The sequence below is a fragment of the Halonotius aquaticus genome, assembly GCF_003605575.1.
Taxonomy (GTDB): domain Archaea; phylum Halobacteriota; class Halobacteria; order Halobacteriales; family Haloferacaceae; genus Halonotius; species Halonotius aquaticus.
Genome location: NZ_QKNY01000018.1, coordinates 124,858 through 146,008, shown reverse-complemented (window position 1 = coordinate 146,008; position 21,151 = coordinate 124,858). Strand labels below are relative to the sequence as shown.

Annotated in this window: 16 protein-coding genes and 1 pseudogene; 7 read left to right on the top strand and 10 right to left on the bottom strand. The window is 57.1% G+C overall.

Features of this window, described 5'->3' with window-relative positions:
• Window position 1: 1 nt before the first annotated feature.
• Genes DM826_RS10275 through DM826_RS10265 form a run of 3 tightly spaced genes read right to left on the bottom strand, consistent with a single transcriptional unit; the run spans window position 2 to window position 2,537 of the window.
• Complete coding sequence (locus DM826_RS10275; protein WP_120103340.1) at window positions 2-922, bottom strand: glycosyltransferase family 2 protein; 921 nt, start codon at window positions 920-922, stop codon at window positions 2-4.
• 41 nt (window positions 923-963) lie between these two features.
• Window positions 964-2,001 (bottom strand): glycosyltransferase family 4 protein, encoded by a 1,038-nt coding sequence (locus DM826_RS10270; protein WP_120103339.1) that lies wholly within the window; start codon window positions 1,999-2,001, stop codon window positions 964-966.
• Window positions 2,002-2,003: 2 nt separating this feature from the next.
• Window positions 2,004-2,537: a methyltransferase domain-containing protein gene (locus DM826_RS10265; protein WP_120103338.1), complete on the bottom strand. Its 534-nt coding sequence runs from the start codon at window positions 2,535-2,537 to the stop codon at window positions 2,004-2,006.
• Window positions 2,538-2,940: 403 nt separating this feature from the next.
• Between DM826_RS10265 and DM826_RS10255 the strand changes: the two genes are divergently transcribed.
• Both DM826_RS10255 and DM826_RS10250 read left to right on the top strand, forming a co-directional pair.
• The gene (locus DM826_RS10255; RefSeq protein ID WP_120103337.1) at window positions 2,941-3,579 is read left to right on the top strand and encodes a PHP domain-containing protein; all 639 of its coding nucleotides are present in this window, start codon (window positions 2,941-2,943) and stop codon (window positions 3,577-3,579) included.
• Window positions 3,576-4,553 carry a lysylphosphatidylglycerol synthase transmembrane domain-containing protein gene (locus DM826_RS10250; protein ID WP_120103336.1) on the top strand — a complete coding sequence of 326 codons (978 nt, stop codon included), beginning with the start codon at window positions 3,576-3,578 and terminating at the stop codon, window positions 4,551-4,553. Before DM826_RS10255 ends, DM826_RS10250 begins: the two co-directional genes overlap by 4 nt.
• On the opposite strand, the gene DM826_RS10245 is transcribed toward DM826_RS10250, so the two are convergent.
• The 5 genes and pseudogenes from DM826_RS10245 to DM826_RS10230 all read right to left on the bottom strand — a co-directional run bounded on the left by DM826_RS10245 (window position 4,545) and on the right by DM826_RS10230 (window position 9,740).
• Window positions 4,545-5,240: a TVP38/TMEM64 family protein gene (locus DM826_RS10245; protein ID WP_120103335.1), complete on the bottom strand. Its 696-nt coding sequence runs from the start codon at window positions 5,238-5,240 to the stop codon at window positions 4,545-4,547. The genes DM826_RS10250 and DM826_RS10245 overlap by 9 nt on opposite strands.
• Window positions 5,241-5,703: 463 nt before the next feature.
• Window positions 5,704-5,786 (bottom strand): annotated as a pseudogene (locus DM826_RS13385) (IS5/IS1182 family transposase); the annotation flags it as partial.
• A gap of 147 nt (window positions 5,787-5,933) precedes the next feature.
• Window positions 5,934-7,385 carry a sulfatase gene (locus tag DM826_RS10240; protein ID WP_120103334.1) on the bottom strand — a complete coding sequence of 484 codons (1,452 nt, stop codon included), beginning with the start codon at window positions 7,383-7,385 and terminating at the stop codon, window positions 5,934-5,936.
• Window positions 7,382-8,080, bottom strand: coding sequence for a glycosyltransferase family 2 protein (locus tag DM826_RS10235; protein WP_120103333.1), 699 nt, complete (start codon window positions 8,078-8,080; stop codon window positions 7,382-7,384). Before DM826_RS10235 ends, DM826_RS10240 begins: the two co-directional genes overlap by 4 nt.
• Window positions 8,081-8,165: 85 nt before the next feature.
• On the bottom strand, window positions 8,166-9,740 hold the full coding sequence (locus DM826_RS10230; RefSeq protein WP_120103331.1) for an alkaline phosphatase family protein: 1,575 nt from the start codon (window positions 9,738-9,740) through the stop codon (window positions 8,166-8,168).
• A gap of 294 nt (window positions 9,741-10,034) precedes the next feature.
• On the opposite strand from DM826_RS10230, the gene DM826_RS10225 reads away from it, so the two are divergent.
• The 5 genes from DM826_RS10225 to carB all read left to right on the top strand — a co-directional run bounded on the left by DM826_RS10225 (window position 10,035) and on the right by carB (window position 18,276).
• Window positions 10,035-13,028 (top strand): oligosaccharyl transferase, archaeosortase A system-associated, encoded by a 2,994-nt coding sequence (locus DM826_RS10225; RefSeq protein ID WP_120103330.1) that lies wholly within the window; start codon window positions 10,035-10,037, stop codon window positions 13,026-13,028.
• Between the two features lie 27 nt (window positions 13,029-13,055).
• Window positions 13,056-14,015 (top strand): DUF368 domain-containing protein, encoded by a 960-nt coding sequence (locus DM826_RS10220; protein ID WP_120103329.1) that lies wholly within the window; start codon window positions 13,056-13,058, stop codon window positions 14,013-14,015.
• Between the two features lie 102 nt (window positions 14,016-14,117).
• Complete coding sequence (locus DM826_RS10215; protein WP_120103328.1) at window positions 14,118-14,393, top strand: hypothetical protein; 276 nt, start codon at window positions 14,118-14,120, stop codon at window positions 14,391-14,393.
• The gene (locus DM826_RS10210) at window positions 14,390-14,830 is read left to right on the top strand and encodes a type II toxin-antitoxin system VapC family toxin (RefSeq protein ID WP_120103326.1); all 441 of its coding nucleotides are present in this window, start codon (window positions 14,390-14,392) and stop codon (window positions 14,828-14,830) included. Before DM826_RS10215 ends, DM826_RS10210 begins: the two co-directional genes overlap by 4 nt.
• 230 nt (window positions 14,831-15,060) lie before the next feature.
• On the top strand, window positions 15,061-18,276 hold the full coding sequence (carB, locus tag DM826_RS10205) for a carbamoyl-phosphate synthase large subunit (protein WP_120103324.1): 3,216 nt from the start codon (window positions 15,061-15,063) through the stop codon (window positions 18,274-18,276).
• Between the two features lie 40 nt (window positions 18,277-18,316).
• Here carB and DM826_RS10200 read toward each other — a convergent pair whose 3' ends face one another.
• A complete protein-coding gene (locus tag DM826_RS10200; RefSeq protein WP_120103321.1) occupies window positions 18,317-19,174 on the bottom strand; it encodes an NAD(+)/NADH kinase in 858 nt (285 codons plus the stop codon).
• Window positions 19,175-19,246: 72 nt separating this feature from the next.
• Entirely contained in the window at window positions 19,247-21,118 is a 1,872-nt protein-coding gene (locus DM826_RS10195; RefSeq protein WP_120103319.1) for an ATP-binding protein, read from the bottom strand.
• Window positions 21,119-21,151: the final 33 nt, after the last annotated feature.

The following is a 21,151-nucleotide window of genomic DNA, read 5'->3' as shown; positions in this document are numbered from 1 at the left end:
GCTACGGTTCTGCGTATTCCACGAACGCCTCGTATCCTGCCTCGCTGAACGATTCGCGGTCGACTTCGAACCCGTATGCCGATTCGAGGTCGGGGAGCGTTTTTTTCACCTCAGCAATCTTCTGTTCTAGCGTTCCTTTTCGTTCAAAACTGGGTGGTGCGTCATGGTGTTCCCGACCGTTGGCCTTCCAATAGGCGTAGCAGTGTGTGAAAAGATCATACGGTTTCTTGAGTGTATTTAAAATAAAACCACGGTTGCGTTCGAGAATCCAGTGTCGCTCGTGGGAGAGCGACCAGCGGAGCGCGGACGCGAGTGTGATGCCTGACTGGAAATCACAGATCTTTCCATGTATATCACGCCGGAGTTCGTCCCGCCAGTTCATGTGATATCCGATCTCCTCGGAGATGGGACCATGATCGATCCATAAGGGTGTGTCACGGACGAATAGGCGTCTGTACAGATCACGATCTTCGGCCCCTCCAAGATCGTAGTACGGCACGTCAAGCAGGAGTTTGCGAGGTGCCATGTTGATGCCAGTCCCGGATAGGAAGTACGGGTAGTCGACGACCGATTCGATCTGATGATAAATAGAGACGAAGTCCCTGACGATACCCTCAAAATAGCAATCGTCGGTGTCCATTGATTCAAGCACATATTCACCGCGAGCTTCTTCGAAGGAAATATTCCGGTCACCGCCAAGATGATTGCATTCGTCGGCGCGGTCGAGAATGGCGCGAAGATTAGGGTATTCGGCCTCCAGTGAGCGGAGGATGTCACGGCTACCGTCCGTAGAGCCTCCATCGACAACTACCACTTCATAGTCGTCTTCAGGAATTTGGTTCACCATACTCCGGAGTGAGGGCTCAAGTGTGTCTGCCATATTGAAGTTGCAGACAGCAATAGAGTAGATCGGATTCGTCATCGGTCAAGAGTCACCGAATACTCTCTAGGTAGCCAATGATACTAAACCCTCTCATATTCTCGTTCGTACTGAGCGGCGATGGTGTCCCAAGTTAGATTCTCCTTGACGTATCTCTGTGCGTTCTGTCCATACTCTACTCGGTTGTTGACGATGCGTTCGAGTTGACGCTGATAGGATTCGATATCACCGAATTTATATACACCACCAATGGGTTCGTCGTATACGTGTTCTGCCACGCCACACGTATCAGCAACCACAATAGGAGTGCCGGCAGCCATCGCTTCGACCGCAGTCAGGCCGAAACCTTCAAAAATACTCGGAAGTACAAATACGTCCGCCTCCCGATAGGCACTCATCAGTTCTTCGGAGGAAAGTTTTCCTTCCCAACGGGTTTCAAATTGTTCTACCTCCGATATATAATCAGTTGAACACGGGCCAACGAGTCGAAGGGAGTATCTCTTTGGGGTATGTGCAGCCGGAAACGCTTGATTCTTCCTCGGTTCAATACGACCTACGCAGAGAATCTCTATCTCGTTGTCAATCACCTCGTTCTGCTGGATGAATGATTTATTCACACCGACCGGAATTACACGATTTGGTTCGATACCATGATTCGTCGCGTCAATAACGTTCTGGACGGCAGTCACAACGGTACGTGCAGCTCGGGAAGCTGCAAATCTTTTTCCTAATAGCTCAAGCTTCGCTCCGGCCCTGAAACGTAAAGAAAAGCTACCTGGACGGTGTTCCTCTACAGAGTTTGCGGCATCCACGGAGTGAATCGAGAAGACATCCGCATCAGGAACTGGCCGCCATGCATGGATAATATCAAACGAATTATAATCGATCTCTCGACGAACTCTGAGATAGAACCGAACGAGACGGTCTACACCCGGAGATAGATTTTCACCGATAATCCGCGCCGGAACATCAACGGTTGCACTCTCGCCTTCATCCGAGACAACCACAATTTCGTGACCCCGGTTAGAGAGTGACTCAGCTAATCCAATCGTGGTTCGCTCAGGCCCTTTGTGTGCCTCGCGATCTGCTTCTGGAAGCGTCCCGATCAGACAGATTCTCATGACTAGTCTCTCCGAAATCGGACAGTCAGAGTACCGGCCATATATGGGGTACCGGATACCCAATCTCCAGGCCCGTATACATCAACGAACGTTCGATACAGTGGTGATAGTTTCGATAATGGGCCTTCGAACCAGACCGTCATAGAGCGGTCTTCAAGTGCGAAAGGAAGATCATAGTAATAGTTACGTGTCCCACCGCTTGCGAAAAATTCCGGCGTCGTCCATGTCCATGTGTTCTTATGCGTCGGATCCGTCTTGTTCGGACGTCCAAGAGGAACATCAAATTCCAACCATCCCCCTGGTTTCAATATTCTTGAAGCTTCTTCTAGCGCGCCTTCGACATCGACAAGATGCTCGAACACATGTCTCGCAATGATGCCATCAATGGTTCCGTTCTTGATCGGCCACGGCTGAGAATCAAGATCGAATTGGATATTTAGACCGGGAAGTTGGGCAATATCTGCCGTTATTGTAGCTCGTGGATCGGGATCTGTACCGGCGCCCAAGTCAATGATGACTGGCTCTGACTCCTCCATAGAATTAATTCTGAAGAGGTTGCATTAAGAACATGGGTTTTATTACGATATCGAGTGTTACTTAAATACGTTTGCTTATCGCTGTTGGTAAGTTCTTTGCCTCGGCTTCGGCAAGTGAACTACAACCTATCAGCTCTTCGAGCAACTCAGTCACCGGATCTCGGTCTCTCTGTTTGCTCGGTAGTTGGTTTTCCAAGACAAGTTCCTGATCGATCGGCTCAATTGGCACTGCCTAGTTAGCGACTTTCTCAGCTGGCGTTCGATATCTAACGATTGATGCGGTCGCTGGACAACCGGAATACCTCCTCACAGACCGTCCTTCGATCGTGAACCTTGTCCTCTGGGGCCTCGTCGCTATTGCTGTCCTCTATAATGTCCCCGAACTCGCAGTTGAGGTGCTTCGATGAATCGGTATGATTTGCAGGTACATACTGACGCGTCCCCCTGTTCGCGAGCCAGCCCCGAGGATATCGTTGAGGCGGCGGTTGACGCTGAGCTGGACGGGCTTGCGATCACGAATCACGACACGCTTGAAGGGTACGATGCGGTAAACGCACTCGCACCGGAGAGTCTGACCGTGATTCCCGGCGTTGAGGTAACGACGACACAGGGACATTTGCTCGCTCTCGATGTGACCGAGGTACCGCCACAGGCCGATCCGTTAACGGTCATTCACGCGATTCACGAGCAGGAGGGGCTTGCTATCCTGTCGCACCCGTTTGACAAATTCCGGGAATACTACACCGACGAGTTAGACGAGATTGCGGCCCACATCGACGGCGTCGAAGTACTAAACTCACGCTGTATCGTTCCCCATTACAATCGGAATGCACGCTCGTTCGCAGAGCAACATGACCTCTCTCTCACGGGCGGAAGTGATGCCCACTTTCCGATGGAAGTAGGACGGGCTTACACGAAATGTGATGGGCCGGTCCTTGATGCGATTCGGGAAGACTTAACAGAGACTGGTGGTCGAGGAGGCTATCTTTCCGGCCATATTGCAACCAAACTCAACGATGCGCTAACTTGCTTGAACATATGAGTGGCTATCTATATCGGATTCAGAACGCTGTGCGGAAGCATGGGCTCTGGGTAACAGCACTGTTGACAGTCGCTGTCTTTTTCGGGCTCTTTTTGTTTGGAGATGCCCCCGCAGTCGTTGACGCGCTTGACTCACTTGAGCTGTGGCGGATCGGTGCCGTATTTGCTCTCGTGACCGTGAGTTACGGCATCCGCTTTCTGAAGTGGGAATATTACCTTCGTGAACTCGGGATCGATGTCCCAGTTCGAACCAGTCTCTTGGTATTCGTGAGTGGATTGATGATGGTGATCACGCCGGGGAAAGCAGGCGAAGTCTGGAAGGCGTGGTTTCTCCGTGACGAGCAGGATGTCCCTGTGAATCAGACGGCACCGGTTGTCGGTGCAGAACGCGTGACCGACCTCTTGGCGTTAGCAGCGTTTGCGTTCCTCGGAGTCGTGGTGTACCGACAATCGTCCACGACGTTGATCGGCGTCACTGTGGTCTTTCTCGTCGGGGTTGCGCTCCTCCAATGGCGAACCATCTGTCTTCGAATTTTGGTACTCTTGGAAACAGTACCAGTTGTGGGTTCTTATGCCGATGAAATCCGAGAGTTCTACGAGAGCACATACAGTCTCTTCCAACCGAAACCGTTGGGGGTGGCACTCGTGATCAGTCTCGTCGCGTGGGGTCTCGAAGGGCTCGCACTCTGGATCGTGTTGGAAGGGTTCGTCGCGGACGCGTCGGTGCTGGTGGCACTATTCGTGTTCGGGCTTGGCTCCGTGGTTGGTGCTGCGAGTCTGTTACCCGGTGGTTTGGGTGCTTCTGAGGCCAGTATGGTCGGAATGCTCGTCGTCCTCAATTACTCGCGGGCGATTGCTGTCAGTTCAACGCTGGTAATCCGAGTGGGCACCCTCTGGTATGGGGCTGTGCTCGGTACTGTAGTATTCGTCAGCTATCGGTATGTTCGGGATCGCGAAGATATCGATTCATCGTGAATGATCGCCAGATGTTTCATCGTCTTGGCCTCCGTGTCCACGGACGAATTCGTACAGCGGACGGGCGATGAGGAGAACTGACACTGCTGCAGTAAGTAGAATGAGTCGAATATCCGTTTGTTGAATCGCACCAGCTGAAAACGTCCGAAGCGAACGCCCAAGGAGCACATAGAATATCGCCCACGGTAGTTCACCGATGAGTGTCCCAGCAGCGAACGCCTGTACCGAGACTCCTGCGAGTCCGGCACCATACGAGACGGCGTCTGCGGGTGCGGGTGAGAGTCGTACCGCGACCATTCCACGAAGTTCGCCCGTTGTCTCGACGAATGTTGTCCCGTGTTCTACAAATCGGTTGAAATACCCGAATTTGCCGTCGAACCGAGCAGCGATGAGATACGGGGGAAAGCACGTGAGGAGCGTTCCAAGCAACACTAACGGAATCCCGTCTGGGAACCCAAAGGCATAGCCGATGAAAACAGAAAATATACTGAGTGGCCATAGGAGGAACGGCCGTACGAGATAGAATACCGCCAGCCCGACGGTAAGAAAGAGCCAATACCGATCACCTAACTGTGTCAGAGGAAAGAACTCTGTCGGCGTATAGAGGAATCCAACGAGAGCGAACAGGCAGAGGCCCAGAAACAGGAAAAGCGTACGCAAGAGCTGATTACGGGGTAGATTGGTCATCGTGGTGCATATACGTTCGTTGTAAAATAGAACAGTGCATTGTTTTGTCGCACTCACTTCGTGGCAAATTCATCCTACGGTATCAGAGTTTGTGTTCCACATGCCGTCTGGGTGTTCAAAATCTGCGTCAACATGGATATACACCACATCTGCAGTGTGATCGGTGAAACCCCGGAATCAACGGCCGAGGACTACGATCTCGACCTCTGCCAGTACATCAAGCTCCCGCGTACTACTGTATGTACCGGGGGAAGGTAGCGGCCTAAGGCCAGATTCTCGTTGCGGCCACGCTAATACCTTGATCGAGCTTGCGACTCCGATAGGCACACTTATTGACACATGTCCATCGCCAGAGCCGTTCTGTGAGCGAGGAGGGTTTATCCACGACTGATTTTACAGGGTTTATCTCGCTCTTTAATTTCACCAAGAAACAGAGTTTGAGGTACTGTAATGACGTGCTTCCAGCGGACGAGCCCGCATGCTTTCCCAATCTTGTTTGACTAGCCGTCGACACTGCTCAACGAAGTCGAGTAGATCGATTTCCATGGACAGAGTCGATTCCTTGTCTTCACTCTTCTAACCCCTGAATTCAGCCGAACAGATCGATATTCAACAGAGTAGGGTAAAGAAGCACTCAAAAACATTCTCGAAACTGTGTTGGGACTTGACAACAATATATGTAAAAATATTGTCTCACATATACCCCAAGTCTTCAAGTCGCTTCTGTGTCGCCTCGTCGACCTCGGCACCAGAGTCGGTTTGCACCCCGCGATCCGAAATCGAACCGAACCGCTCGTCGACAACACCATCGTCGGTCCCCGAGGCGAGCCACGATGCCGACGCGCCCACGAGGTCGACACGCCCTCGTTTCTCGCGCCACGAGAGGTACTTTCGAACCGTCTCCTCATGGGGTTCGTAGACGGCCCGACAGTCCCCGTTGAACCGGTAGAGATCCCCGGCATACCGGGAGGCCCGTTCTTCCATCGGCTCTTCGAGGCCGTGTGACGAGACGACGACCGGCTCGTCGGGAACGAACGATGCCTCCTCGCCGGCGAGCGTCTCTTCGACCACGGTTGGGAACTGTGTGAGGCTCGCCGGCTCGTCGACGCGGTCGCCCTCGCTGCCGCCGGGCGGACGGACGACAAGCGGGACGTGACACAGTACCTCGTGGATGCCAGCGCCGTGGGCCGCGACGCGGGCGTTCGGTCGTGGACTGTCCCGGTCGCCACGGATTCGGCTCGGCTCGCCGAACCCTTCGCCGTGGTCGCTGGTCACGATGAGGAGGGTGTCGTCGAGGACGCCCCGGTCGCGGAGGGTTTCGACGACGCGTTCGATCTGGCTGTCCATCTGGTGGATCGTCCCGTCGTACAACCCCTCCAGTGCCTTCCGTTGCCACCACGGTCGCTGGCCGCCGTTGAACTCCCAGACCTGATCGTCCATCTCGTCTTGGAGCCCCCGGAGCTGTTTGCCGCCCCACCGGTCGTGTTCGTCGGCCGGGAGGTACGGGAGGTGGGCGTCCATGAAGTTGATCGTCGCAGCCCACGGTTCCGACTGTTCGGCCTCCCAATCGAGGAACAGCTCGCCGTACACCTCGGCAGGCGTCGACGAGGTAAACCGATCCGGGAGCAGTCGCGGGTAGTCCCACGCAAGTTTGGTGAACGCGCCATTTGCGAGCGACTGGAGCGTATCGTCGCGACCGAGACACTCCCGGAGGAACTGGGTGTACTGTCCCTGTCCCTCCGAGAGCACGAAGTTCGAGGGGTCGATAGCGTCGGGGAACAGCAGGTTCCGGGCGCCTTCGACGGTGTCGAAGACGTCGCGCAGCCCGCAGTCCATATCGGTGATCCACGTGTTCTCTGAGAACACGCCCGTGGTATACCCATCACCGTGGAGTTCCTCGAAGATCGTATGACCGCCTTCAAGCTTGTGACGCGCCCGCGTGATACGGTGTTCGACGACGTGGTAGCCAGTGAAGATGCTGGTGTGGCTAGGAAGGCTCCACGTTCCGGGGCTGCGGGCCTGTTCGTAGACGGTCGACTCGTCGGCAAGTTCGGACAAATACGGTGTTGTCTCGTGTTCGTGACCGTATAGCGAGGTGTTCCGCGCACGGACACTGTCCATGATGATTAACAGAACGTTCGTCATTCGTCACCTCCAGCGGGCGGTCGCCAGACGGCACTCTCCCAGCCGTCGGGATACTCGCCGCGATTCGGCGAGAGGAGACCGAGCTTCCGCAACAGGAGTTTCGCCGCCTTCGGCACCATCTGTCGGGGGTGTCGACGGACGAGATACGAGAGCCACTCGACGTGTTCGGCGGTGGAAAACTCCCCGGCTGCGTCGTGGTGGGGAATCAGCCGCCGGGGAAGCCGGATGACCGACGCGCCGGCGTTTCGACACCGGACGACGAAGTCGGTGTCGCCACCGTGCGGTCGGGATTCATCGAAGCCGCCGATACGCTTCCAGAGCGACTTGTGGAAGATGATAAACCGACCGAGGACGCCGTCCATCGGCCAGTAGTCTTCGAGTCCAGCCAGATGGAGCGGATGCATCCCATCGATCAGCCACGCGGTGAGCCGGGTCGGGAATGTCACGTCGTCGTCGACGAGGACGATCCACTCGCCGTCGGCCCGCTCGATGCCGCGGTTCCGAGCGACGTTAAGCCCCTCTTCGGTGGCGATTATCGGATCGATCCAATCCGGCAGACTCTCGACTGTGAAGTTCCGCTCCCGTACGGTCGGGATCACGACCGAAACCGACTCGAAGACTGACTCGGGGTCAACTGCGTCGTGTGGCCGCTGGTTCCGACTCCGTTCCGCTTCGAACTGTGACTCGCTGACCATGCGCTTGTTGCTAGTAGTTCTGATAACGCCTACGTATAAGCTCTGCGAGGCAAGTTTATCGTGGGAAGACGGACTTCCCGCTCTCCTACTCCATGTAACCGAGATCAGCGAGCCGCTCCTCGACGACCGCCTCGCGTTCGGCTTCCTCCGCCCGGCTCTCGCCGCGCACCTGTGGCGCTGGGATCGCCTCTGGATCGAGATAGCTGACGGTTGGCTCCTCGGCCAACAGCCCGGACTGCACCGTGCCGTCGAACTCCGGGGAGAGCGGTTCGCCCATCGCAGCGAATAGCGTCGGCAGCAGGTCGACGATCGACATCCCCTCGATCTCGCCGCTGCCGAACAGTGGCCCCTTGGCGGCGATCAGCCCCCGGTAACGGTGTTCGAAGTTCTCGGTCGGGCTCGTGTAGCCGCCGGTTGGCGACCAGTGAGTGATCGCGTGATGCCCAGGTGCGGGCCGCGAGATTACGTCTGGCATATCGGGACTCGGGTCAGCGTATGCCTCTTCAGGTGTGAGTACGTCACGGAAAATCGGCTCGCCGTCGACAGCCAATGCTTGAAGCTCAGAGACAAGTTGCTCTTGGAGCTGATCACGCTGATCGGAACTCACTTGTGGGCTCTCAAAGCGATCATCATTGAGATATAAACAGCCATACCGGAGCTGCCATGCTGTCGACTCGGGATAGTCTATATCTGGTGTGGAAGCTTGGTGAATTCGATCACCCAATCCACTCCCAAGAAGCCGATTGTGGATCAATCGAAAAAAGTCGTATAACCGTTCCGATTGACTTGATAATGCCTGTGCGGTCGAGACACCAAGTTCTACTGCTTGATTAGCGATGCGGCCGCTAACACTTTGATTTTGATTGTTATTATTGGATGCTAACGAGAGATAATCCTGTTCGTACAGCCAATCAGAGAGATGTATTGTATGGTGTTTATGTTCGAATCCGTGATCGCTCATCAGTATGACATTCTCACCCATATTCGCGAGCTGTTCGACTGAGTCTGCAATATCTTCGACAATAGTCCGATAAAACCTTTCTTGTTTTTCTTTTGAAGTGATTTTTGAGAGCATATGTCCTGCCCAGTCAGTAGATGAGAATAATACAAAACCAAATTTAGGGTCGTGTTTTTCAAATGCTTCTTTGGCGAACTGTTCTCGCGATGCAATGATATCACGAAGGTGATCACGATAAACATCCTGTCGCTGTTTTTTTGAGTGGTCATGCATTGGATTGTATTTCTCGTATGCATCAAGATCATGGAGCGGTTCCGGAACCATCTCTGATTTTGTCTTCTCCAACATTGACGACTCAACGAGTGTACCATCACTAGCTGGAACACGGCCCGCGGAAGCGGGGAGATTAAGAAAGAGTGAATTATCAAGAAAATCGTATATTGCTGCATCCGTTGTATTTGGTTTCACTGGACCATATTCATATTCATCTGATACATGATTCATATTGTGGACACCATGGCTTCCCGGATCTTTTCCAGTCGCAAATGATGTCCACGCAGGAATTGTTGTCGGTGTGTCGACACTCATCAAATCTCCAGAGATTCCCGTATCTTTCACATGTTCTAAGTACGGAAATGAAACATCAAATCTTTCTAACATATTGTACGAAAGACCATCAAGACCGATGACAAGCATCTTCATACCTCTTGATGTTCGAGTTGAAATAATAAGAGTTTCGAGCTACCCAGTATTGCCAGACCGATATTCGGTCTACTACAAACTGCTCTGTTGAATAGCGGCCACTGAGCAGAAGTTGGACAACATTAATTCTGAGATCACAGATCTCAGTTGTCCATACCCGGCTCAATTTCTACTACCCTCGATAAGAACTACTATTCAACAGAGCACTACAAACATACCTGATGAACAGTTTTCAGGTGTTTTTGGGCATCTCTTTCACAAGCCTTATTGACTGATTGAGACTGTGGCAAACTAATGAAAGATGCCGTGCTCGACTACATCCGGGGAGTAAAACAGGCTGACTCTCCCGCTGATGTGTTGAAACAAGTGTATCACATTCCAGTGTTGGTGGCTCTCATCGCGTTCATGTTGGCCGTCCGACTCCGCGCATTGGAGAATTTCCAAACCGATGGCGGCGTGACGTTCCGCGGCAACGACCCGTGGTATCACTTCCGGCAGACCAATTATCTGCTTGAGCACTTCCCGACGACGATGCCGTTCGATCCGATGACGAACTATCCAACTGGCACGAGCGTCGATCAGTTCGGGACGCTCTACGACCAGCTCGTTTCCGGCTTTATTCTGCTTACCAGCTTTGGAGACCCCTCAACCGAGTATGCCGGGTTGATCATGCTTGTTGCCGCGCCGGTGTTCCTTACTGCGACTGTCGTCCCCGCGTACCTTATCGCAGCCAGATTCACCGGCCGATGGCCGGCACTTGTCGGAACTGCGGTCTTCGCCCTTCTTCCTGGGACGGTGCTTCGATACAGCTTGGTCGGTTACTACGATCATAGCGCGGCTGAGGTCTTTTTCCAGACACTCGGGGTATTTGGCTTCGTAACCGCGATCGCCGTCGCCCAACAATCACAGCCAGTTTGGGAACTCGTCGTCGACCGTGATCTTGACGCGCTCCGTCGGCCACTGGTTTACTCCGTCGGTGCCGGCGTTGCGGCAGCACTCTACATGTGGGCGTGGCCGCCCGGTGTGCTTCTCGTCGGATTCACTGGCATCTTCTTTGCACTCAAAATCACAACCGATGTATACCACGACCGGAGTCCAGAACCGATGGCGTTTGTTGGTACAGTTTCGATGATGGTCACCGGATTATTGATGTTAGTGCCGCTAAAGAGCTTCACAATCGGTAGTGCGACTCAACATTCACTCCTCCAAGTGATTCTTCCGCTCGGTGTTGGGCTCGGATCTCTATTCCTTGCGTATCTTGCTCGACAGTGGGAAACACGAGAGTTAGATCGAACCTGGTATCCAATTTCTGTCGGTATATTGATCATTGTGTCTGCGACAGCTTTCTCTACCTTCGTTGTTGATTTGACTGGTGCACTCATCGCCCGTATCGGGTTTAGTGCCGGTGCGGGTTCGAGGACGATCGGTGAAGCGACTCCACCACTCGCAGATAACCCTCCCTTCGAATTCATTTACAGCGAGTATCGACTTGCACTATTCACTGCAATCGCTGCGGCTCTCGTTATCCTCGCTCGCCCACTGATCCAAAGCAACGATACACGCGACACAGGCTACGTCGCCGCCGCCCTCACAACGGTCGGCCTGATATATCTCGGCTCACCTGTCGTCGACCAGATCGCTGGGATCTTCGGAACGAGCTGGCAGGTGCTTGGCTTGCTCATCAGCACCGGCCTGATCGTCGGTGCCACCCTCCGCCATCGCTATGAGGCGACCGAGCTCTATCTCCTCGTCTGGGGTGCGTTCATTATCTCCGCGGCGTTCACCCAGGTTCGGTTCAACTACTACCTCGCCGTCGTCGTCGCTGTGTTCAACGCAATCTTCATCGCCCAAGTCTCTGACTTGCTTGACATTCGTTCGACCGTTGGTTCAGTACGGGAATCCGTCGAATCACTCGAAGGGTGGCAAGTCATGGCCGGTGTCACGATCGTCTTCCTTGTCCTCGCGCCATTTGTGTTCCCGACGGTTGCGGCATGGGACACCGCTGGGCCGAACAGCAATGGCCCCGGTGCCGTGGAAATCTGGGATGGCAGCTTAGAGTGGATGAACGAGGAGACTCCAGCCCCTGGAACACTCGAAGATCCTGACGCCGAACCCATGGATCCAACAGGAACCTACGAACGACCCGCCAATGGTGACTACGACTATCCAGACGGGGCGTACGGCGTCCAATCGTGGTGGGACTACGGTCACTGGATAACTGTCCACGGCGAACGCATCCCAAACGCCAACCCGTTCCAGCAAGGTGCGACTGAGGCCGCGAACTATCTACTCGCACCAAATGCGACGGCCGCACAAGACGCCCTCGACGAGAAGATGGGCGAAGACGGCCAAACGCGGTACGTCATGATCGACTCCCAGATGGCCAACCCGAACTCGAAGTTCTCTGCGCCGACAGTGTTCAACGATAATGTAAGCTTCAATGAGTTCATTGACGTTGTGTACAAGTCGCAGGGCCAACAACTCCAACCGGTTCGACTTCGCACACAGCGGTACTACGAGAGTCAGATGATCCGGTTGTACGCCTATCATGGCAGTGCAGTCAATCCAGCCCCGGTTGTCCTCGATACTCAACGACAGACCGTGCCAACACGAGGCGGTGGCCAAACGACGGTTCGAACCTTCGAAAACGGCGTTCAGCGGTTCCAAACGCTTGAAGCAGCCAGAGACTACGTCGAAGAGAACCCTGGCGCACAACTCGGTGGCATCGGCGATAACCCGACCGAACGCGTTGACGCCCTTGAGCACTATCGCCTTATCAAAGCCAGCGACACCACGAGCCGCAATTATCTTCGCAGCTACCGCCGACTCCAACAGCAAACAAACGCTTCTGCCGGCTCGCTGCTCCGGAATAACCCCTCGTGGGTGAAAACCTTCGAGAAGGTGCCTGGTGCAACGATCGAGGGCTCTGGCGCGCCAGCCGGCAGCGAGGTACAGGCCTCCGTTCAGATGCAGATCCCCGTCAGTGACAGACAGTTTGTCTACACCCAGTACGCCACTGCTGACGCAGACGGTACCTTCGAGCTCACGGTGCCGTACTCGACGACGGGCTACGACGAGTTTGGCCCCGAAAACGGCTACACGAACATCAGCGTGCGCGCAAACAGTGAGTACCGCCTCCAAGCAACAAGTGACGGCGCGCTTTACACCGGCACCGCGACTGTCGATGAGGCACAGGTGGTCGGTGTCGACGACGCGGCCGTTGATGTCGAGTTGAGCGAGGAACAGCCGCTCCAACTCGGCGGCCAATCGATCCAAGCGAGTGGGTAATCCGCAGATGAGGTCTGACGCCCGGCGATGATTACGCTTCGTGCGTTTGTTGGCATCTACCTACGTGGGCTCTGTATGGGCGCGGCCGACGCTGTCCCAGGCGTCTCCGGTGGGACGATCGCCCTAATCACCGGCATCTACGAACGCCTGATCGCCGCGATCACCGCCGTTGAGCCGAGCCGCCTTCGTCGGATTGTTGCCGGGATCGACCCGGCAAACCGGGCTGATGCCGCCGACGCGCTTCGAGAGCTTGATGTGGGGTTTCTCCTTGCAGTTGGTGCAGGAATTCTCACCGCCGTGGTGACGATCCTCCGCGTGGTGAGCGTCCTGCTCGACGTTGCGCCTGTCGGCACCTACGGCTTCTTTTTCGGCCTGATTGGGGCTTCGGCGGCCGTCCTCTACAGTGAGGTTTCGCTGGCGACGCGGGGCCGGAAGATCGTTGCTGCCGCTGGTGTCTTCCTCGCGTTCAGTCTCTCGGGATACGCTGCGACCGCGGTCGGCACGTCGCTGCCGATTGTTTTCGTCGCTGGTGCGATCGCTGTCACCGCGATGGTGTTGCCCGGTGTATCGGGCTCGCTGCTGTTGCTCATGCTCGGTCAGTATGACTACATGTCGACGACGCTCAGCACCTTCACTGATGGGCTCGTCGCCGCCGTTCGTGGCAACGGCACGGTTGCCCTTCGTGAGACGACACCATCGATTGTCGTCTTTCTGCTCGGTGGCATCGTCGGATTGTTTACGGTCGCCCACGCGGTGCAGTGGGCACTTGCGCACTACCGGAAGGCGACGCTGGTGTTTCTGGTGAGTCTCATCGTTGGTGCGCTGCGTGCCCCGGTCGTCCAAACCGGGATCGAACTTACTGAGGCCGGACGCGGCTGGACGCTCGAATTGATCGGGCTTTTCGTTGCTGTCGCCGTCGTTGGTGCCGCTGTCGTCGTCAGCATCGATCGACTCGCTGGTGGTGTTGGGGTTGGAGACCAGTCATGAAACCGTAACGAGGTTGTGCAGCTACCCCTCGTCAATCAAAACTATATTTGCCTCCGACTTACCGTAGAAAAATTAACTACGTTGCATCTACAACCAATTGGTATGTCGACCGCTGTTAAAATGGATGAGGAGGCGAAAGCTGAACTTGAGGCACTGCAGGCTGAGATCAAACTCAAAACAGGAAAGAAGGTGACCCAACAGGAGATCCTCTCCCAATTAATACGCTCAGTAACCGACGATAGATCCACCTTTATTGACTCCTTTCGTGACGGAGAAGTGGCTCTGAACGAGGCTGCCATTGAACAGTTCAACAAGGGGCAGATTTCCTCAGGTGTTGAGACGGATGAAACCGATATTGACGAGATCCTCTACGGATGAGCGTGTTCGTCGACACCGGCGTTTTCTACGCTCACCACGATACCGACGCCAGCCGACATGCGGTTGGTGCCGAAGCGTTGACCGAGGTTCTCCGGTCACCCGAATACGGCCGGGTCATGACAAGCGAATATATCTACGACGAGGCGGTCACGCTGACTCAGATGCGAACCGGTGATGTTGAGGCCGGCCTTGAGCTTGGCCGACGGATTCGAGGTGATGGCTATCCGTCAGCGATCGAACTCTTGTACTCTTCGCGGCGATTGTTCGACCGTGCTGTGACCGTCCAGCATACCTACGCCGACCACGAACTCAGTTTCACTGACGCCTTTTCTGTGGCCATGGTGGAATCCAACGATATTGATTGCCTGTTGAGCTTCGATGATGATTTTGATGGGGTCATTGATCGACTCGCTCCAGAAACCCTTGCCTCGGAATGATGGTGGTTTGATCAACCGGAACTCAACAGGCTGAACAACGTGCTGATCCCCTCTGTACGCTCCTGTTTCTCTCGAAACCCTGTTGAGTGTTGATCTGAAATCTACCGAAACGAGAGAACCCTGAGTTGTCCACGGGTCGTGGTACCACACGACTTCGAATTTCGAAACGAAGATGCGGATCTCGCAACTTTTCGTCGGCCTTATTACGATGAGCGTATTCCCCGAGGATAATGAGCGATGAGTCAGCGACAGACGAAGAGGATCGCACGATCCTGTTGATCGGCAGCGGCCCGATCCAGATCGGACAGGCCGCCGAATTCGATTACTCCGGCGCGCAGGCCTGCCGGGCACTCCAGGAGGAGGGCGCACGCGTCGTCCTCGTCAACTCCAACCCGGCGACGATCATGACCGATCCAGAGATGGCCGACGAGGTGTACATCGAACCGATCAACACCGAGGCGATCAGCGAAGTCATTCGAAAAGAAAACCCCGACGGCGTCATCGCCGGACTGGGCGGCCAGACCGGCCTCAACGTTACCGCTGAACTCGCCGAGGAGGGCGTGCTTGAGGAGTACGATGTCGAGATCATGGGCACCCCACTCGACACGATCTACGCGACCGAGGATCGTGATCTGTTCCGCCAGCGGATGGAGGAAATCGACGAACCGGTCGCCAAATCGACGACGATCTCGCTCGATGAGGACGAATCTGTCACTGATTTCGACGAGGAAGCCTTCCGCGGCCGCGTTGAGGACGCCTTGGAGGAGGTCGGCGGCCTCCCAGTCATCGCCCGCACGACCTACACGCTCGGCGGATCGGGGTCGGGCATCGTCGACGACTTCGAGGAACTTGTCGAGCGCGTTCGCAAGGGCCTGCGTCTCTCGCGGAACAGCGAAGTCCTCGTGACGGAATCCATCGAGGGCTGGGTCGAACTCGAATATGAGGTCATGCGCGATGCCGACGACTCGACGGTCATCATCTGCAACATGGAGAACATCGATCCGATGGGGATCCACACCGGCGAGTCAACCGTCGTCACACCCTCCCAGGTCATCCCCGACAAAGGCCACCAGGAGATGCGCGACTCCGCGCTGAAGGTCATCCGCGAACTCGGGATCGAAGGCGGCTGTAACATCCAACACGCCTGGCGCGACGACGGCACCCCAGGCGGCGAGTACCGTGTCGTCGAGGTCAACCCCCGTGTTTCGCGCTCCTCGGCACTCGCCTCGAAGGCGACGGGCTACCCCATTGCCCGTGTGACCGCGAAGGTCGCCCTCGGCAAACGCCTCCATGAGATTACCAACGAGATCACCGGTGAGACGACCGCGGCCTTCGAGCCCGCCATCGACTACGTTGTCACCAAGGTGCCGCGCTGGCCGATCGACAAGTTCGACGACGTGGACTTCGAGATCGACACCGCGATGAAATCGACCGGTGAGGCGATGGCGATCGGCTCGACCTTCGAGGAATCGCTGATGAAGGCCCTGCGCTCCTCGGAGTACGATCCAGCGGTCAACTGGAACGAGATCGACGGCAAAACCCTGGAAGCCGAGTATCTCGAACGGCCCTCGCCCGACCGTCCCTATGCCATGTTTGAGGCCTTCGATCGCGGCTACTCCGTTCAGAAGATCATCGACCTCACCGGAATCAAGGAGTGGTACGTCGAGCGGTTCAAACGCATTGCCGACTCCGCACAGGCCGCCCAAGAGGGCGACTTTACGCCCGCAGCGACATCCGGGTATACGAACAACGAGATCGCCGAGATCGCTGACGGCGGCGTCGATGTCGACACCATCGAACAGGAAGTCCCGGGTCGCAACTACAAACAGGTCGACACCTGCGCCGGCGAGTTCAGAGCTGAAACTCCATACTACTACTCCGCGCGCCTACCGGAGTTCCACAGCGGCCCGCTGCTCGGCGACGAAGCCGCCGGCGAACTCCGCGTTGACAAGGAGACCGAAAGCGTCGTTGTCGTCGGTGGCGGCCCAATCCGGATCGGCCAAGGCGTCGAATTCGACTACTGCTCAGTCCACGCTGTCCAAGCACTCCGCGATCTGGATGTCGAAGCTCACGTCGTCAACAACAACCCAGAGACGGTCTCGACCGACTACGACACCTCTGATGGGCTGTTCTTCGATCCAATCTCGGCCGAGGAGGTTGCCGACGTGGTCGAAGCCACCGGCGCGGATGGCGTAATGGTGCAGTTCGGTGGCCAGACCTCTGTCAACATCGGCGACCCCCTCAAAGACGAGATCGACCGCCGTGGGCTGGATTGTGAGATCATGGGAACGACCGTCGAGGCGATGGATCTCGCCGAAGACCGCGACCGGTTCAACGAACTGATGGACGATCTCGGCATTGCCCAGCCGGAGGGTGGTACGGCGACCTCGGAAAACGAGGCCCTCGAACTCGCCCACGACATCGGCTATCCAGTTCTCGTCCGTCCGAGCTACGTCCTCGGCGGTCGCGCGATGCGCGTTGTCCACGACGACGCCGAACTCGAACACTACATCGAGGAGGCCGTTCGCGTCTCGCCCGACAAGCCGATCCTCATCGACGAGTTCCTCAGCGATGCGGTCGAACTCGATGTCGACGCCGTCGCCGACGGCGAGGACGTGCTGATCGGCGGTATCATGGAACACGTCGAAAGTGCGGGCGTCCACTCCGGTGACTCGGCGTGTATGATCCCGCCGCGCTCGCTCAGCGAAGAAACGCTCGCACGCGTCCGCGAAGTGACCGAGGATATCGCCACCGCCCTCGAAACGGTCGGCCTGCTCAACGTCCAACTCGCTGTCCGCGATGGCGAGGTCTACGTGCTTGAGGCCAATCCGCGCTCCTCGCGTACTGTCCCCTTCGTCTCGAAGGCCACGGGCGTCCCGATCGCCAAACTCGCCGCAAAGGTGATGACCGGCCGTTCGCTGGATGAGATCGACGCCGCCGAGCAGATCCCCGAACAGACCAGCGTCAAGGAAGTCGTGTTGCCGTTCGACCGCCTGCAGGGCTCAGATCCACGCCTCGGCCCGGAGATGAAATCGACCGGCGAGGTCATGGGCAGTGCCGACACCTTTGGCAAGGCCTACGACAAAGCCCAAGATGCCACCGGCAAGCCGATCCCGAAATCTGGCACCATCGCGCTTGACCTCTCAGCTGAGGCCTTCCCAGACCCCGATACCGAGGCCGGTGAGGAACTGGCTGATGGCTTCGGTGAGTTCTTCGAGTTCAGCGAGGCCGTCGATCTGATCGATGCCGCCCGCGCTGGCGAACTCGATATTATCGTTTCGCGTGACCGCGATCTGCTCGAAGTCGCTGTCGAGGAAGAAATCACCTACTTCTCGACGCCGGCCAGCGCGAATGCCGCGCTTGAAGCGCTCCAGGCGAGTGATGAACCGATCGACGTGAAATCGATCGCCAGCCGCCCGAAACGCGTCGAGCAGTGGGGCAAGTAGGCTAACACTGCCGCACTTTGTTGCTTGACTGATTGACGACTTACGACAGTTTATCCAGCGCCGCAAAGAAATCAGCTACCGGCCCGACGAGTCGCACCGGTGTTTCCGCCCGCGAAACGGTGATCTCTGCGGGTGTTTCAATCTCGTGAGGGCGTCGTCCGTCGCTGACGACGACAGCGTGGTCGGCATCGTCGACAGCTACCGTTACCTCACAGTCACCCCCAACGACTAGCGGCGGCATTCCGTCGACGCTGCACATCTCGTTGACGATCAGCGCGCCGATTGAGGGGTGGACGATCGGGCCGTCCTCGCTGAGATTGTAGGCCGTACTCCCGGTTGGTGTGGCGATCATCACGCCGTCGGCGTGGCTGTGGGTGTACTCCGATCCGTCGATCGTCACCCGGAACGTCGCGCCGCCGCCGGGGCCGCGCCGTGGCCCGGTAACGACGATCTCGTTGACCGCGGGGATACTCTCGAAACTCCCACACTGGGCGGTAAGCCGTGGTGCTTCTCTGATCTCGTGGCTGTCTGCTTCGATTGCGTCGACGGCCTCCCGAACGGCGGCGACCGCGTTCTCTGGGCTGACAGCGTTCAAAAACCCAACCTCGCCGAGGTTGACGCCCAACATCGGCGTGCCGCCGGCGGCTCGTGCGGCAAATAGAAAGGTACCGTCGCCGCCGATGCTGACGACCAGATCACAGGCCTCAAACGCGCCCACGTCGCTGTTGGCGGCCGCGTCGCCGACCGTGTCGGCCGTCATCGTCGGCTCCCCCAGCGCGGCGGCGGTGGCAGCATCGAGCCGTGTCGACACCCCGTCGTCGGCGAGGGCGGCTTGGATCGACTCGGCGACACCCACCGCCCGGCTGTTGTCTCGTTGTGCAACGAGGCCGACTTCCATACTGCGGATTCTCACCGAGGTGGCAAAAGGGCTGTGTCAGCCCACTGTGTCCGCCCGCCTCGCTAGCGTCGGTCAGTCGTGGCGTGTCAGACAGGTCGGGAGGCCGATTAGCTCGACGGGCTCGGAGTTGTCGGGCGAGTAGACGACGAACTGGCCTTTCTCCATGTAGGGCACCTTCGACTGCAGATTTGCGGGGATGTTGACGCTGTTGATCGCATCCTCGTCGCCGAGGTTGAGCACCAACTTTGTATTCAGTTGCTTGAACACCGGATCGGCGATATCCTGTGGATCCTGGGTGATGAGAAAGAGCCCAAGCCGCTCCTTGCGACCTTGTTTGGCGGCTTCAGTAAATTTCTGGACGACCTTGCGGGCCTGGACGGTGTCGGCATCCGCAAGGAAGTTGTGTGCCTCGTCCATCCCCAACACGACCGGTGTCTCCTTGATTCGGTCGCTGACAGGCGCATTCGAGAGCTTGTTGTCGATCAGATACGCCGAAACGGCAAGCACACACAGCTCCTTTGCGCGACTCGATGAGAGGTGGTAGGTCGGCACCACCGTCAGCCCGCCGGGGCGGACAAGCTGGTGGTCGAGGTCGGTGATCGGCTTTGCTGATTGGTCGAAAATCCCCGATGGCATCCCGAAGACGCGTCGCTTGATCGCGTCAAAGGTTGCCTCGTGGACGCGGCCGGACTCGTCGAGCTCCTCTTTCAGGGCCGGGTCGTCAAGGAAGCTTTTGAACTGGCTGTAGGTACCTGACTCGCCGTACTGTCGGAAGAACCGATTGAGCAGCGTTTGCAGCCCCGAATACTGGTTGTCGTTGAGGCTGCTGCCGGCGACGAGCCACGGCCGCTCCTTGGTCATCGAGAACGGTACTGTAAACTGGATCTGCTCGGCGCGGTGGCCTTCGCCCGGATAGCTCGTCCCGTCCTCGGTTGGCACGAGCGCGATCGTGTCGTCGACGCCGCCGTAGGCGACGTTCTCCCGCTCCAGTTTGCGGGCGAAGGCGTCGTCCAGTTCGGGGTTGTCGTCGTGCATCTGAGCGTACTCGTCTTGGGGGTCGAATTGGACGACCGCCGGCGAGACGGTGCGGCCGTCGTCCATCGGATACGCGCGCTCGTCGCTGAGGTACTGCCGGAGGATGTTTTTCGAGGCATGCGTTTTTCCCGAACCGGTGCCGCCGGCGACGAGGGTATGCCGGAAGACAAGCGGATCGCCAGCCTCGTAGTCGTCGGTTAGCCGGTAGTCGATCGTCGGCGGCTGGGCGGCGGTCTCGACCTTTTCGCCGCCGACCGAGAGATGCCCGAGGAAGACACCCTCCTCGGGGATGTTGAGCCCGGTTTTGATCTGTTCGCTGTCGGTCGCCTGTTTCAAGATCGCCCCCGGCTTGGGGACGCGGTCGGTCATCCGGCGGTTGAGTTCGACCTCGCCCTCCTCGTCGTACTCCTCGTAGAGCACGGCGACGGGGTCAAGATCGGCCATGAACTTGTAGTCGCGTTCCTCGAAGGTCGACTGCCGCATCATCCGGCGGGCGTGGATCTCGGTGGCGTCGTCGGCGTGGAACTCCTGGGCGTATTCCAACCCTGTAATCCGACAGAATAGCGTTTCGTCGTCCGGATAGGGAACAAGGAGGTATTTGCCGATCCGCACGGCCTCGCGGTTGCCGGTCGTGATGAATGCCCGCAGCGTCGTCTCATCGTCGTCCTCGGCGACGCGAAGTCCCTGAGAGACCGATAGCGCGCCCATGCCGGTGTCGTCGCCCTCCACGTCGGCGGCGATGCGCTCGAAGCTGTCGCGGTCGTCTGTGTCGTTGTCGCCTTGGCTGTCGGCCACGTCGGCTCCCGCGTCGCCTGTGGCTGTCCCGCCGTCAGCCGACGACACCGAGTCGGATTCTGCCTCGCTCCCGCCGGTGTCGTCGGTCACGTCACTAAAATCCTCCAGCGTCATACAGTGGGGTGCCACCCTGGGGGTAAACTCCTT

What these genes read in the sequence shown, in the direction of transcription:
- DM826_RS10275 (WP_120103340.1), bottom strand. Translation starts at nt 922, where the DNA reads ATGACGAATCCGATCTACTCTATTGCTGTCTGCAACTTCAATATGGCA.
- DM826_RS10270 (WP_120103339.1), bottom strand. Translation starts at nt 2,001, where the DNA reads ATGAGAATCTGTCTGATCGGGACGCTTCCAGAAGCAGATCGCGAGGCA.
- DM826_RS10265 (WP_120103338.1), bottom strand. Translation starts at nt 2,537, where the DNA reads ATGGAGGAGTCAGAGCCAGTCATCATTGACTTGGGCGCCGGTACAGAT.
- DM826_RS10255 (WP_120103337.1), top strand. Translation starts at nt 2,941, where the DNA reads ATGAATCGGTATGATTTGCAGGTACATACTGACGCGTCCCCCTGTTCG.
- DM826_RS10250 (WP_120103336.1), top strand. Translation starts at nt 3,576, where the DNA reads ATGAGTGGCTATCTATATCGGATTCAGAACGCTGTGCGGAAGCATGGG.
- DM826_RS10245 (WP_120103335.1), bottom strand. Translation starts at nt 5,240, where the DNA reads ATGACCAATCTACCCCGTAATCAGCTCTTGCGTACGCTTTTCCTGTTT.
- DM826_RS10240 (WP_120103334.1), bottom strand. Translation starts at nt 7,385, where the DNA reads ATGACGAACGTTCTGTTAATCATCATGGACAGTGTCCGTGCGCGGAAC.
- DM826_RS10235 (WP_120103333.1), bottom strand. Translation starts at nt 8,080, where the DNA reads ATGGTCAGCGAGTCACAGTTCGAAGCGGAACGGAGTCGGAACCAGCGG.
- DM826_RS10230 (WP_120103331.1), bottom strand. Translation starts at nt 9,740, where the DNA reads ATGAAGATGCTTGTCATCGGTCTTGATGGTCTTTCGTACAATATGTTA.
- DM826_RS10225 (WP_120103330.1), top strand. Translation starts at nt 10,035, where the DNA reads ATGAAAGATGCCGTGCTCGACTACATCCGGGGAGTAAAACAGGCTGAC.
- DM826_RS10220 (WP_120103329.1), top strand. Translation starts at nt 13,056, where the DNA reads ATGATTACGCTTCGTGCGTTTGTTGGCATCTACCTACGTGGGCTCTGT.
- DM826_RS10215 (WP_120103328.1), top strand. Translation starts at nt 14,118, where the DNA reads ATGTCGACCGCTGTTAAAATGGATGAGGAGGCGAAAGCTGAACTTGAG.
- DM826_RS10210 (WP_120103326.1), top strand. Translation starts at nt 14,390, where the DNA reads ATGAGCGTGTTCGTCGACACCGGCGTTTTCTACGCTCACCACGATACC.
- carB (WP_120103324.1), top strand. Translation starts at nt 15,061, where the DNA reads ATGAGCGATGAGTCAGCGACAGACGAAGAGGATCGCACGATCCTGTTG.
- DM826_RS10200 (WP_120103321.1), bottom strand. Translation starts at nt 19,174, where the DNA reads ATGGAAGTCGGCCTCGTTGCACAACGAGACAACAGCCGGGCGGTGGGT.
- DM826_RS10195 (WP_120103319.1), bottom strand. Translation starts at nt 21,118, where the DNA reads ATGACGCTGGAGGATTTTAGTGACGTGACCGACGACACCGGCGGGAGC.